The sequence below is a fragment of the Herbaspirillum sp. GW103 genome, assembly GCF_000261365.1.
GTDB lineage: Bacteria > Pseudomonadota > Gammaproteobacteria > Burkholderiales > Burkholderiaceae_D > Herbaspirillum.
The window spans coordinates 1,623,181-1,636,892 of record NZ_AJVC01000003.1 but is presented as its reverse complement, the minus strand read 5'-3'; the positions used below and the strand labels follow the sequence as shown (position 1 = coordinate 1,636,892).

General features: G+C 64.7%; 13 protein-coding genes. 5 read left to right on the top strand and 8 right to left on the bottom strand.

The window, feature by feature from the left end:
- Positions 1-346 precede the first annotated feature (346 nt).
- From GWL_RS10855 to GWL_RS10845, 3 genes are all read right to left on the bottom strand, one after another.
- Positions 347-838, bottom strand: a complete 492-nt coding sequence (locus tag GWL_RS10855; RefSeq protein WP_008329796.1) for an MgtC/SapB family protein — start codon at positions 836-838, stop codon at positions 347-349.
- A gap of 146 nt (positions 839-984) precedes the next feature.
- Positions 985-1,263 carry a helix-turn-helix transcriptional regulator gene (locus GWL_RS24105; RefSeq protein WP_369770128.1) on the bottom strand — a complete coding sequence of 93 codons (279 nt, stop codon included), beginning with the start codon at positions 1,261-1,263 and terminating at the stop codon, positions 985-987.
- A 532-nt stretch (positions 1,264-1,795) separates the two neighbouring features.
- Complete coding sequence (locus GWL_RS10845) at positions 1,796-2,368, bottom strand: kinase inhibitor (RefSeq protein WP_008329794.1); 573 nt, start codon at positions 2,366-2,368, stop codon at positions 1,796-1,798.
- A gap of 290 nt (positions 2,369-2,658) precedes the next feature.
- Between GWL_RS10845 and GWL_RS10840 the strand changes: the two genes are divergently transcribed.
- From GWL_RS10840 to GWL_RS10825, 4 genes are all read left to right on the top strand, one after another.
- Complete coding sequence (locus tag GWL_RS10840; protein WP_034350674.1) at positions 2,659-3,240, top strand: ATP-binding cassette domain-containing protein; 582 nt, start codon at positions 2,659-2,661, stop codon at positions 3,238-3,240.
- Positions 3,237-4,043, top strand: a complete 807-nt coding sequence (locus tag GWL_RS10835; RefSeq protein WP_008329792.1) for an ABC transporter permease — start codon at positions 3,237-3,239, stop codon at positions 4,041-4,043. Before GWL_RS10840 ends, GWL_RS10835 begins: the two co-directional genes overlap by 4 nt.
- A 134-nt stretch (positions 4,044-4,177) precedes the next feature.
- Complete coding sequence (locus tag GWL_RS10830; protein WP_008329791.1) at positions 4,178-4,558, top strand: CidA/LrgA family protein; 381 nt, start codon at positions 4,178-4,180, stop codon at positions 4,556-4,558.
- Positions 4,558-5,298 (top strand): LrgB family protein, encoded by a 741-nt coding sequence (locus GWL_RS10825; protein WP_008329790.1) that lies wholly within the window; start codon positions 4,558-4,560, stop codon positions 5,296-5,298. The genes GWL_RS10830 and GWL_RS10825 overlap by 1 nt, the downstream gene beginning before the upstream one ends.
- Before the next feature lie 16 nt (positions 5,299-5,314).
- Here GWL_RS10825 and GWL_RS10820 read toward each other — a convergent pair whose 3' ends face one another.
- The 5 genes from GWL_RS10820 to GWL_RS10800 form a co-directional block, all read right to left on the bottom strand.
- Positions 5,315-6,232 carry a LysR family transcriptional regulator gene (locus tag GWL_RS10820; RefSeq protein ID WP_008329788.1) on the bottom strand — a complete coding sequence of 306 codons (918 nt, stop codon included), beginning with the start codon at positions 6,230-6,232 and terminating at the stop codon, positions 5,315-5,317.
- 100 nt (positions 6,233-6,332) lie between these two features.
- Positions 6,333-6,935, bottom strand: a complete 603-nt coding sequence (locus tag GWL_RS10815) for an ABC-type transport auxiliary lipoprotein family protein (RefSeq protein ID WP_008329786.1) — start codon at positions 6,933-6,935, stop codon at positions 6,333-6,335.
- Positions 6,932-7,849: an MlaD family protein gene (locus tag GWL_RS10810; RefSeq protein ID WP_008329784.1), complete on the bottom strand. Its 918-nt coding sequence runs from the start codon at positions 7,847-7,849 to the stop codon at positions 6,932-6,934. The genes GWL_RS10815 and GWL_RS10810 overlap by 4 nt, the downstream gene beginning before the upstream one ends.
- A complete protein-coding gene (locus tag GWL_RS10805; protein ID WP_008329782.1) occupies positions 7,849-8,679 on the bottom strand; it encodes an ABC transporter ATP-binding protein in 831 nt (276 codons plus the stop codon). Before GWL_RS10805 ends, GWL_RS10810 begins: the two co-directional genes overlap by 1 nt.
- Positions 8,673-9,806: an ABC transporter permease gene (locus GWL_RS10800; RefSeq protein ID WP_008329781.1), complete on the bottom strand. Its 1,134-nt coding sequence runs from the start codon at positions 9,804-9,806 to the stop codon at positions 8,673-8,675. Before GWL_RS10800 ends, GWL_RS10805 begins: the two co-directional genes overlap by 7 nt.
- A 664-nt stretch (positions 9,807-10,470) precedes the next feature.
- Here GWL_RS10800 and GWL_RS24090 point away from each other — a divergent pair.
- Positions 10,471-13,689 (top strand): calcium-binding protein, encoded by a 3,219-nt coding sequence (locus GWL_RS24090; RefSeq protein ID WP_008329779.1) that lies wholly within the window; start codon positions 10,471-10,473, stop codon positions 13,687-13,689.
- Positions 13,690-13,712: the final 23 nt, after the last annotated feature.

Below are 13,712 nucleotides of genomic sequence, written 5' to 3'. Positions count from 1 at the left end.
AAGCGGACGCCATTGTCCGTGTGCATTGCAGATCCATCGTTAGATCGGCATCAGATTGGGGGATCGTCCTTGATCCCGATCATCATTGAGCAAAGGTCGTGCCAGCCGGCGGGATTGGACCGAGAGGGCCGTCGCGAGAGGGTTTGCGGGAGGAAGGGTGGGGTCGAAGCGCGGCATTGGGCGCCGCCAGCATCACCGATATATATCATTGCATGATGTATTCAGGTGCGGCCTGCGCGTTCGTGGTGCAGTGCATCGTGGCAGTGCATGAGGCCATGGGCGGAGGCAGTGCAGGTACTGGGTGATGGTCTTGCCGCAGGGACATGCTTTATGCGGGGGGACGGCATCAGTCCTCTTCTCGGGCGCTGATGTCGGCGCGCTCGACATCGCTCTTGCGCAGCCATTGGCGGTGCAGGAAGTGTTCCAGCGGGCGGCCCACCACGAACAGGGCCAGGATCAGGCCGGTAGCCATGAGCGCCACGCGCCACCAGCCGGCCCCGCAGACGATGCCCACCGCCGCCGTGACCCAGATCGAGGCCGCCGTGGTCAGTCCGCGCACCTTTTCGCTGCGCTGCTCATGGATGATGACCCCGGCCCCGAGGAAGCCGATCCCGGTGATCACGCCCTGAATGGCGCGGCTGACGGCTTCGCGGTTTTCCGCCGTGGCGTCCAGCGCAAAATTCATGGCGGCCATCGTCACCAGTGCCGAGCCCAGCGATACCAGCCCCAGGGTCTTCATGCCGGTGGGCTTGCCGCGCAGGTTGCGGTCGATGCCGATGACGCAACCGATGAGCATGGCGAAGAGCAGTCGGTAAAAGATTTCCAGGTGATCGGTCATGAGTAGGCGTGTGCAGTGGGCGAAGGCGACATTGTAACCTTCGGCGGGCCCCATTCTGGCGTGGCCTGCAGGTCGGATACACGCAATCGGATACACGCGATCGGATGCAGTCTCCATCGCGTGGTCCACCGGACGCGGGGGCGTATTCAGGGCAGGGTCTGACGCAATTGGCTGGGACTGAGTCCGTAATGCTGCCGAAAGCGCATCGCGAAGCGCGATGGCGAGTCGTAGCCGCATGCCGAGGCGATATCGGCGATGGGTAAGGAGGAGCCCTGCAACTGGTCCAGCGCCAGTCCCAGTTGCACCTTGTCCAGCAGTTCCCGAAAGCCGGTTTGCTCCCGTGCCAGCCGCCGTCGCAGGGTCGAGACGCTGCAGTGAAACGCCTCGGCCACGCGTTCCAGGCTACGCTGCTCGGGAGGCAGCATCAGCAGGACCTGTTCGATATGGTGGCTGATGGCGTCGCCGCGCTCACGCAGCAGGCCGCCGATGGCGCCGCGCAGGCTCAGAGCCAGCAACAGCCCCTCGGCTGCCTGGCATTGCAGCTCGCTCGCGGCGTCGTCGCGGATGCAGTCCTGCAGATGGCGCCAGGCGCGCAGGATGTCGGCATCCTGCGCTACGCTGCTGACGGCGCTGACATCGCGCGCCTGCACGCCCTGGCCGGGATAGTGCAGACGGAAGCGCTCGATCAGTGCCGGCGGCAGCGAGATCATGTCCGCGGCATACTCGCCGCCCTTGGGCAGGTTGGCGACATTGACCCGGGTACCGGCAGCGATGAGCACCAGTACATCTTGTGCGCACACCAGATGGCGGTGGCCCCACTGCAGCCGTTTTTTGCCCTGGCGCACGTGGCAGATGCTGGCCAGGCCGATGAAGACCTGGCGCAACTGCTGTTCATGACGGGCGCGGATGCGCGTCAACGCTGGGCGGGGACCATGGGTAAAGGGCAGGATGGCAATGTCACTTTGCATGCGGGAGATCACGTCCGTAGTAGGCGGTCAGCCGGGCCTGGCCGAGGGCGGAGGCATTGAGGAAGAAGCCGAGCATAGCACCGCTGGCTTGCGCGTCCAGTGGCAATTTTTCGGTATTGAGTGCCCAAATGACGAATTGATAGCGGTGCGGCTTGTCGCCTTGCGGCGGGCAGGCGCCGCCGAAGCCGCTGCTGCCGAAATCGGTGCGACCCTGCATGGCCCCTGCGGGCAGGCCACGGCCTTGGGCACCGATACCGCCCGGCAGGCTGGTGGTGGAGGCCGGCAGGTTGAACACGGTCCAGTGCCACCAGCCGCTGCCGGTGGGCGCATCCGGATCATAGACGGTCACGGCAAAACTCTTGGTGCCGGCCGGCGCGCCCGACCACGACAACTGCGGCGAGCGGTTCGCGCCCATGCAGCCGAAGCCGTTGAAGACTTCCGAGATCGACAGCATCTGGCCGTCCTTGATGTCGGTGCTGCTGACCGTGAAATCGGCGGCCTGGGCCGACAGTGCAGAAAACGTCAGGGCCGCTGCGGCCACGCAATTGCGGAGAAAGGGCATGAAAGCGCTCCAGTGAAGGTTGAGGAGCGCCCATGGTAGAAGGCCGACGACAGGCACATGGTGCAGAAAACGTCAGCTTCGGTGCAGAAAGCGTCAATGCACCCGATAGCGAGACCGGGCGGGCTTGTGTCACACTGGCGTGGATGGTCTGCCTTCGGAAGGCCAGGCTCTCCGGTTTTCCTTCCTTTTCCTTTTCCTTTTTCTTTGTCATGGCTGCTGTCCGTTCCGTTTCGTGTTCTTCTGCTGGCGCAGCGGTTTGCGCGTCGGACCACGCGGTGCCGCGCCTGCGCGTGCAAGACCTTGGTTCGGCCGTTGTGGCACCGCTCAGTTTTTCGGTGCAGGCCGGCCAGTGCCTGGCGGTGGAAGGCGCATCCGGCGTCGGCAAGACGCGCCTGCTGCGCCTGATCGCCGATCTTGACGAAGGGCAGGGCGAAGCCTGGCTGGAGGGCCGGTCGCGCAGTGCCATGCCGGCCCCCCAATGGCGGCGCCAGGTGCTGTATCAGGCGGCTGAGGCGGCGTGGTGGGACAGCAGCGTCATGGCGCATCTACAGCCGCAGCAACGCGAGGCCGCCTGTACGCTGGCGATGCGCCTGGACTTGCCTGCCAGTCGCCTCGAAGCCGATCTGACGCAATTGTCGACCGGTGAGCGCCAGCGTGCCGCGCTGATCCGGTCTTTGCTGCAGCGGCCCGCCGTGCTCATGCTGGATGAACCGACCAGTGCGCTCGATGCCGATAACGTGGCCCGGGTGGAAGCCGTCTTGCGGGAGGCCATGCAGCAGGGCATGGCGCTGCTGCTGGTGACGCATGCGCAAGAGCAGGCGCAGCGTCTGGCCAGCGGTGTGCTGCGCGTGATGAAGCGGGAGCGCGCATGAGCGTCCTGGAATTGTCCACTGGCGACCTGGCCCTGTCGGCCATCCTGGTGCTGGTCAACGCCATTGCGTCGCTGGCGCTGGGTTTGCAGATTCACCGTCCACTGCTGGTAGCGGCGCTGCGCATGGTGGCGCAACTGCTGCTGGTGGGGCTGGTGCTGCGCTGGATTCTCGGCCATCAATCGCCCTGGCTGACGGCGGTGGCGGTGCTGCTGATGATCGCCGCCGCCGCACGCGAAGTCGCCAGCCGTCCGCGTACGCCGCTGGCGGGCAGCGCCGGGCTGCGCATCAGTGCCGTCGTGGTGGGCACGGCCTCCCTGCTGACGGTGGGATTGGCCTTGTCCACGGCGCTGCGTCCTGATCCCTGGTACGACCCGCGCTATGCCATCCCGCTGATGGGGATTGTGCTGGGCAGCGTCCTCAATTCGGCCAGCATCGCGCTGGACGCCTTCCTCACCGGGGCACGCCAGTCGGCGGCCATCATCGAAGCGCGGCTGGCATTGGGTCAGACCCGTCAGCAAGCGCTGCGTGCGCCGCGCATGGCGGCCATCCGCAGCGGTTTGCTGCCGGTCATCAACCAGATGTCGGCGGCGGGCATCATCACCCTGCCGGGCATCATGACGGGCCAGGTGCTGGCCGGCATGGATGCCTTGTCGGCCGCCAAATATCAGATCCTGCTCATGTTCATCCTGGCCGGGGCCAGTGGGTTGGCTGCCTTTGGTGCGGCGACGCTGGCCATGTGGCGATTGACGGATGGGCGGCAGCGGTTGCGTTTGGATCGGTTGCGGGATCAGACTCGGACATAGCAATAGTTGCTTGCTCATTGTTGAGCACGGTTGCTGATCGGAGGGACGGTGAAGGCCTCTGGCTCTGCTGCTTGGCCAGCATTTGCAGTCGAGCTTTTATAATGATCTCGCCTCCATATTCTCAGCGAGTCATCATGAACCTCACCCCCCTAGCCATCCTGCTGGTCTTCCAATGCCTGGGCGAAGGCGCCGCGCAATTGCTGGGCCTGCCCATTCCCGGTCCGGTGATCGGCATGCTCCTGCTGCTGATCGCCTTTCTCTCTTCGCCGCGTCTGGCGCAGCTGATGGAGCCCACTTCCTGGGGCATCCTGCAGCATCTGTCGCTGCTGTTCGTACCCGCCGGGGTCGGCGTGATTGCCGCCGCCGGCCAGCTCAAGGGCGATCTGCCGGCCATCGTGGTGGCGCTGGTGGTGAGTACGGTATTGGCCATCGCCGTCGGTGCGCTGGTGACCAACGCCGCGATGAAGCGCTTCTCCAGCGCGCGGCAGGCAACCGGCGATGGGGAGGAAAACTGATGCACGGCCTGGCTCGCCTGACCGATGTCTGGGTCTATCTCGCGGCTTCGCCGCTGCTGGGGTTGACCACCACGCTGGTGGCCTATCTGTTCGCGTTGTGGGTTTACCGCCGCCTGGGCTACAACCCGCTGGCCAATCCGGTGTTGATCGCCATTGCCATCGTGGTCAGCATCCTCACCCTCACGCATACACCCTACAAGACCTACTTCGAGGGCGCGCAATTCGTCCACTTCATGCTCGGCCCGGCCACCGTGGCGCTGGCCATGCCGCTCTACAAGCAGTGGCACAATTTCCGCCGCGCGGTGCTGCCGCTCTTGCTGGGACTGGCGGCAGGGTCGGTGACCGCCGTGGTCTCGGCAGTCGGCATTGCCTATGCGATGGGGGCTTCGCGTGACATCGTCATTTCCATGGCCCCCAAGTCCGCCACCACACCGATTGCCATGGCCATCTCGGAACGCTTCGGCGGCCTGCCTTCACTGACCGCCGTGCTGGTCATCTGCACCGGTATCCTGGGCGCAGTGCTGGCGCGCTACGTGCTCAACTTCCTGCGCATCGACAGCCACCCCGTGCGCGGCTTCGCCCTGGGCGTGGCCTCGCATGGCATCGGTACCGCGCGTGCCTTGCAGGTCAGTGCCGAAATGGGCGCATTCGCCGGACTGGGGATGGGGCTCAATGGTGTCTTCACCGCCGTGCTGGTGCCGGTGCTGATGCCCTTGTTCCTGCGCTGGACTGCGCATTGAAAATGAAATAAATGATTTACGCCGCAGGTCGGGGGCACCACGGCGGTACCTTGAATTGTTCCACCAGGAAGTCACGCATGCGCTGCACCTTGGGCGGCAGATGAGTGCGGGTGGGATAAAGCGTATGCACCATCAGTTGCTCACCGGTGCTCCAGCCCTCGAACAGCTCCACCAGTTCCCCGGAGCGGATGGCAGCATTGACGATGAAGTCCGGCTGAATCGCAATGCCTTGGCCGGCCACGGCCATGGCACGGCAGGTGGCACCGTTGTTGACGTAGACGGTGGAGCGCACGCGTACCTGGCAGGTGTCGCCGTGCTCATGCCTGAAATGCCACTCGTCGCCGCCATTGCGGTAGCTGTAGGAGATGAAAGGGAAGTCACGCAGCTCCGCCGGAGTCTGCGGTGTGCCGTGCCGTTGCAGGAAGCCCGGTGAGGCGCAGGCGATCATGCGCACCGGCGCCAGCGGGCGCGCGACCATGCGGCTGTCACCCAGGGCGCTGATGCGGATGACCATGTCGAATCCCTCTTCCAGCAGATCGATGGTGCGATCCGACAAGGTGATGTTGAGCGTGATCAGGGGATTGCTCTCGGTGAACCTGCCCCACAGCGGCGCCAGCTGTTCCACCCCAAAATCCTGCGGCGCGCCGATGCGCAGCCGTCCACAGGCCTGGTCGGAATTGAGCCCGACTTCGCTCTCCACATCCTGAATCGATTCCAGCAATTCCTTGCAGCGAGTGAAGTAGACGCGGCCTTCATCGGTCAGCGAAAGCCGTCGCGTGGTGCGATGAAGCAGGCGGATGCCGAGAAACTGTTCCAGTTCCGACACCTGGCGCGAGACCGCCGGTTTGGAGAGGCCCGTGACATCCACCGCGGCCACGAAGCTGCCGCTCTCGACCACGGCCACAAAGGTTTCCATTGCTTGCAACTTGTCCATGGCTGCCTTCCGATCCGCAAGAAAAATACCGGCCAGACTGCCACAGTCGGGCGCGTCTGCCCATGCTACGTTTGGATAATGGCGCGCTGACGCAATACCTTCATCGCACCGTGGCCGCCCAGGCCACGACCTCGCCAGCCAGCCGCGCCGAGGCGCTGCCAAAGGCGCTGACCACTTCCGGTACCTTGCTGCCAGCCACCGCTTCCACCACCGCAAAGCGTCGCGCCGCCAGTTGCTGGCGCGTGGCGGTGTCCACCAGGCGGGCATCGTAGACGATCACCACGGTGGGCGCACCATGGCGATACTCGGTCTGGAAGGCCGTCAGTGCGCCATCGAGTTCGACCTCGGCAGCGATGTTGGCATTGTCGCCGGACAGGCGCGGGAAGCGCCCGTCGGCCTGGAAGGCATCCAGCAGGCGGTCACGCAGCAGCTGCGGTGCGGGATCGCCCCAGCGTACTCCCGCATAGGACTTGATCACGTCGCCCTCAGGCAGCACCAGGATGCGTTCACTGTCGATGCTGCGACTGGCCGCAGGCGTGGCGATACGCAGCGCGCGATACGCAGTGCCGCTGGCCGGGGTGGCGCCGGAGGCCAGCGGCGGCAGGCGATAGACCGCCAGCGGATCGGCCTTGGGCAGGATGGAACACGCCGTCAGGGCCAGGCTGGCGGCCACCAGGGCGGTGCGCAGGAGCGGGGTCATCATGGTTGGAATTCCTGGAGATTGTCTTGGCCCAGCAGATAGGCGCCGGGATTGTTTTCCAGCTTGCGGCTGATGGTCCGCACGGAGGCCAGCGTGCTGCGCAGTTCGGTGATGGCCGGGCCGATCTCGGCCACACCCTGGGCGCCGTTGTTGAGGGCGGCCTGGTTCTGCTGGATCAGCTTCTCGATCTGCTGGCTGCTGGCGGCCAGCGAACGCATGGCTTGCTGCAGGTTGCCCATGGCGTCGTTGCCGCGCGTGGTCAGCAACTGGTTGGCGGACTGCATGGCCAGGTTGGCCTGGCGCGCTGCGGCTGCCAGTTCCTGCATGGCCGTGCCGACATTGCCGCGCTGGGAGGCCAGGGTGTCGGTCAACTGTTCCAGATGGGCCAGGGTCTGGTTCAGGCGCCGCGCATTTTCCGGGGCCAGGAACTGCTTGGCGTTGAGCAGCACTTCATTGACGTTGGAGAGCAGGTCTTCGCCGTTGGAGAGCAGAGACGACAGCGGCGAGGGCGAGGCGATGATGATGGGGTCGTTGCCATCCTTGGATTCCAGTCGCGGACTGGCAGGCGAGCCATTGGTCAACTGGATCAGCGCGGTGCCGGTGATGCCGGCCAGGGCCAGCTTGGCGCCGGTGTCTTCCTTGATGGGAGCCTTGCCGGTGACGCGGATGCGGGCGCGTACCTTGCGCGGATCGGCGGGGTCCAGGCTCAGGCCGACCACGTCGCCCACCTTGATGCCGCTGTACTGCACCGGGCTACCGCGCGAGAGACCGCTGACGGCTTCGTTGAAGATGACCGTGTAGTAGTCGACATCGCGATCCTGTCCGGCCTTGGTCAGCCACAGGCAGAACAGCAGCGCCGCCAGGGCGACCAGGATGGTGAACAGTCCGATGAGGACATGATGGGCACGCGTTTCCATTAGGCGTTTCCTTGATGCGTTGGGGTGGCCGCCGCACGCAGCGCGGCCTGGCTGGCGGCCCGTCCGCGCGGGCCCTGGAAGTATTGCTGTATCCACGGATCATCGAAGGCCGCTACGGCCTCGATGCGGTCGGCCACCAGCACGCGCTTGGCCGAGAGGACGGCAACGCGGTCGCAGATGGCGTAGAGGGTGTCCAGGTCATGGGTGACCAGGAACACGGTCAGTCCCAGCGCATCGCGCAGGGTCAGGATCAGGCGGTCAAAGGCGGCTGCGCTGATGGGGTCCAGGCCGGCCGTGGGTTCGTCCAGGAACAGGATGTCCGGGTCCAGCGCCAGCGCCCGGGCCAGCGCGGCGCGCTTGATCATGCCGCCCGAGAGCGCGGCCGGATACTTGTCGCCAGCGGCGATGGGGAGTCCCGCCAGGGCCAGCTTCATGGCCGAGACGCCGCGCGCCTCGTTGGCATCGAGCCCGCCGTATTCGGTCAGGGGCAGGGCGATGTTTTCCAGCACCGTCAACGAAGAGAACAGTGCACCCTGCTGGAACAGCACCCCGAAGCGTCGTTCGTACTGCGACCGGGCCTCGCTGGCGAGGGCCGCCAGGTCTTGCCCGAACACCCTGATCTGGCCAGCTGCGGGCGCTTGCAGGCCGACGATGCTGCGTAGCAGAACCGACTTGCCGGTGCCGGATCCGCCGACCACGCCGAGGATTTCACCGCGCCGCACCTGCAGGTCCAGCTGGTCGTGCACCACCTGGGTCCCGAACTGGTTGCGCAGGCCGCGCACGTCGATGATGGACTCCACGGCGCTCTCGTCGTGAACAGGATTCACCATCCCATCTCCATGAAGAACAGGGCTGCCAGCGCATCCAGCAGGATCACCACGAAGATCGACTGCACCACGCTGGAGGTGGTGTGCTGGCCCACCGACTGGGCGCTGCCGCTGACCTTGAAACCTTCATTGCAACCGATGATGGCGATCACGAAGGCAAACAGCGGCGCCTTGACCATGCCCAGCAGGAAATGACGGATGCCCACATCCTGCTGCAGCAGCGAGAGGAACATGGTCGGGCTGATGTCCAGCGACAATGCACAGACCATGGCTCCGCCCAAGAGGCCGGACATCATCGCGATGAAGGTCAGCAGGGGCATGGAAATCAACAGGGCGATGATGCGCGGCAGCACCAGCAGATTGACCGGATCCAGGCCCAGTGCGCGGATGGCGTCGATTTCCTCGTTGGCCTTCATCGAGCCGATCTGCGCCGTAAAGGAACTGGCGGTACGTCCGGCCATGAGGATGGCGGTCAGCAGCACGGCGAATTCGCGCAGGAAGGAAAAGGCCACCAGGTCCACCGTATAAAGACTGGCGCCGAAATCGGCCAGCACGGTGGCGCCCAGGAAGGCGACCACGGCACCCACCATGAAGGTCAGCAGGGACACGATGGGTACGGCATCCAGCCCGGTCTGTTCGACCTGGGCCACCACGCCGGTAAAGCGCCAGCGCGAGGGTCGCCAGAACGAGGCGACCAGCGTCTGCAGGCACAGTCCAGTAAAACCCAGCAGGTCGCGTGTACAGCTGCGCAGATTGAGGGTGGCCATGCCCACGCGTTCCAGCATGTCGGTAATCCACGCCTGCGGCGGCGGGGCGGCCTTGGGCATGGCGATGGCGCGGGCCTCGGCCACGGCAGCCAGCAGACCGCGCCAGGCACGCGGCAGGGTGCTGTGCTCGCCGGTCTGGCGCAGGGCGCCCGGGACGCCCAGCAGATCCACCAGCAGCTTGGCACCGACGGTATCGAAGGCGGTCAGTGCAGAAAACGTCAATTCCGTTTCCTCGTTCATGGCTGGCCGCTGCTGCGCAATCTGGCGCGACAGGGCGCGGTAGTTGCGCAAGGTCCAGTCGCCTTCCACGTGCAGCACGGGCGGGCTGGACGGTTCGAGGCGGAAGGTGGCGGCGGTATTCAAATCAGGTCGTGCCAGCGGGCAGGGAGTGGGAAGAGGGCAGTGTAGCGAACTTGCCGGCCCATGTGCAAAAAGCGTCAGCAGGCCGCAGCAAGTATGGCATGCAGGGAGGCTTCGCGCCAGCGGTCGGGCGGTACCGCGGCACACTATCCCAAGAGGTAATTGTCGGGGGGGCGGCCTATCCATCGGCCCCGGCTGACGACAGCAGCCAGAACGTCGTGCGCATCGGTTTGCGGCACAGGTTCTGAGTCCGGTGCCGGGCGGGCGCACGCTACGCCTCGCCCGGCGTTGCATCTTTTTCATTTCAGCCAGAAAAGGAGGAAGATTTCTTCGCTTGCGATTTTCGCAGGCTTATTCATATAAATTATTTTGATGCGACTTGCCCGTCTAGGGCGAGGATGAACAAGTTTTCATCTGGCCCAAATGCGGCGGTGTGGCGGGCCTGTCAGGACGCAGCATCTCGGCACCATGGTGCGATTGTCGGCAGCGGCAAGCTTGGGTTGAATGGCAGCGGGAAGAAGTTTTACGAGTTTTGACACGAACAAATTCGAGATGAGGCTAGAGGCGCCGGGATGTCAGCAATGCCATCCGCACAGTGCGACCTTGGCCCGACAACAAGCTCGATGCGTGTCATTGCCATCGATTCACACTGCTCAGGGAAAACACCATGACCATCACCATTGTCCCCAATCGCCTTTTGGCATTGGCTTCCGCGCTGCCGACCACGGCCCCGCGTCCACTCAAGTCGACCTCTGCCGTCATCACCAGGACCGCCAGCTTTGCCCACGCACCGCGAGTAGCCGAGGAGGGCATCACGCCCGTCTCGGTCTTTGCGATGGACCCGGCTGCCGAGACGCATTCGCTGCCCGGTTCGGCCACGGCGGTGCAGACAGCCCGCACAAACCGGCGTGAACGGCCCGCACGCGCCAAGACGGTGCAGGCGCAGGAGATGGCAGCGCCGAGCATCTCGGGGACTGCGGGCGCCGGCTTGCCGGCCTGGAGCGAGGCTGGCTCGTCCGAGCTGGGGCAGGCCGATCTGGTCAAGGGACGCTTCGTTGGCCCCGCCTCGGACAAGCTTCCGGTGGCACCGGGCGAGGTCATGTCGGGCTTGTCGGCGGCTCCGGCAGCGCCAGGTCCGACTTCGGCTTCGTCGTCGACGGTGCCCGTATCCGCGTCGCCTGTCCCCGCAGCAGCTCCCACGGTCTGCCCGGTCATCCAGAACGTGCCTGCACAGGTCAGGCCTGGCAATGCGCCCGATCAGCAGCCTTGCTGGACGAGCGACCTGGTACCTTTGGCGGATCCTTGTCCGCCGGATGTGATCCTGATTTCCGATTGCGTACCCGTGCCGATCTCCTCGCTCGTTCCGCCTCCGGTATGTATCCCTGTCCCGGTTCCGGCACAGCGCGTCTCGCCTGCGGTACCGGCCAGCACTCCCGCAGTGGCGGCGCTACCTGTGCCCGCACCAAGCGCCTACGTGGCGCCGCCCGCTGCGGTCTATGTGGAGGCACCTGCGGAGCCACCGGTCCCCGACAGCCATTTCCGCGACCTGCGTGACGATGGCAGTGCCTTCAAGCTCGACAATGGCCGCACGGTGAACTTCGGACCGGACCAGATCAAGGCGCTCAACAGCAGCCCCGGCTGTCTGATCGGTACCGACGGCAATGACCTGCTCGATCCCAACCTGGGGACCTCCAACTACAACGTCAACGTCCAGGCCGGGCCCTTCAGACAGTTGGCCGGTGGTGGCGGTGACGACATGATCAATGGCAGCAAGGCCGATGACACTCTGTGGGGCGGCGATGGCAAGGATCTCTTGTGGGGGAAGGAGGGCGACGACCAGCTCTATGGCGAAAACGGCGACGACCAGATGCTGGGCGCAGAGGGCAACGATCTGCTCTCGGGCGGTGCCGGCGCCGACCGCATCTTTGGCGGTTCGGGAAATGACCGGATCTGGGGTGGCGATGGCGATGACCTGCTGTACGGGAATGATTTGATCGTCGCTGATCCCAAGGCACCGCAAGCGGGTCCGAGCGATGACGACCAGATCGTCGGCGGCGCCGGTAATGACAGGATCTCGGGTGGCTTCGGCAACGACCAGCTATGGGGCGGGACGGGTGAGGACACCATCAACGGAGACGACGGCGATGACAAGCTCTATGGTGACCAGGGCAACGACTACCTTTATGGCGGCGCTGGCAACGATGTCCTGCAAGGCGGCGACGGCGATGATGTGCTCTATGGTGACTACATGCGCGCCTACGGCGCAGTCACCAATGACATTGGTGGCGACGACCTGCTTTATGGCGGCACCGGCAATGACACCCTGTACGCCGGCGTGGGCAACGACCTGCTCGACGGTGGTGCCGGCAACGACTACATGGAAGGCGGCAAGGGGGACGATACCTATGTCGTGGACTGCAGTGGTGACACCGTGGCCGAGCAAGCCAACGAAGGCCACGACACCGTTATCGCCTCCTGCAGCTACGCGCTCACGGCCAATGTGGAAGATCTGCACCTGGCCGAAGGTGGTCGCTTCAATGGCACCGGCAACACCCTTGACAACCTGATCACCGGCAACAGCCAGGACAACCTGCTCGATGGCGGCCAGGGAGCCGACACGCTCATCGGCGGCAAGGGCAACGATACCTATGTGGTCGACGACACTGGCGACAAGGTGGTGGAACTGGCTGGCGAAGGTATCGATACGGTCCTCTCCAAGATCAGCTATACCTTGGGCGAGAACCTGGAAAACCTCAGCCTGATGGACAGCACCAGCGCCCAAGCCGAGACCATCAACGGCAAGGCGGCGCTGGTGTACGGCTTCCCGCACAACTATGACCTGGACTATTCGCAGGGCGACGAAGTGCCCGGCTACAAGGGCACCTGCGGCGAGACCAGCGTGGCCAACATCTGCATCATGTCCGGCCTGCAGGAGACCGAGGCCGATGTGGTCAAGCGCGCCATCGCCAATGGCTGGTGCCGTACGCAGGGCAGCAGCGACGCTTCGCGCGGGGGCTGCAATCAGTACGATCAGGTGAACCTGCTCAAGAGCTTCGGCCTGCAGGCGGATTACAGCAACGGGTATGACCAGGCCAGGCTGGCCAGCCTGCTCAAGGATGGCCGTGGCGTCCTGATCGCCGTCAATGCTGGCAAGCTGTGGGGCGATCCTGACTATATCCAGGGCGGTGTTCTCAACCATGTGGTGACGGTCACCGGCGTGGCTTGCGATGCCGACAGCGGCAACGTGCTCGGCTTCTATATCGCCGACTCCGGACGCGGCCAGGCCAGTGATGCCAACCGCTACCTGTCGGCCGACGACATGCGCAATGTGGCCGACGCATACGGCGCCAACATGGTCTATACGCTTGATCCCATCAAGGTCCGCAACGAGAACATCGATGCCACCGGCAATGCGCTGGACAACGTGATCACGGGTAACCGCGGCAGCAACATCCTCACCGGTGGACGGGGCGACGATATCCTCATCGGCGGCGCCGGCAACGATACCTATGTCTTTGCCCGTGGCGATGGTCGCGACCAGATCATCGACAGCGATGCCACAAGCGGCAACCAGGACGTCCTGCAGTTCAAGGACATCAACCAGACCGACCTCTGGTTCAGCCAGGCCGGCCAGGATCTGCAGATCGATGTGCTGGGCAGCAAGGACGGCGTCACCATCAAGGACTGGTACGTGGGCGGCAAGAGCGGTACCGATCATCACATCGAGCGCATCTGCACTGCCGACGGTTATACGCTCTACGACACCGATGTGGCCCAACTGGTGCAGGCCATGGCCAGCTTCGCACCACCGCCGCCCTTGCAGGCCGAATGGAACAGTGGCCAGTCCAGCGCGACGGGCAAGGTCCTGCTGACAGTCAACCACTGAACGGGCATGTGGACGGGCACGGC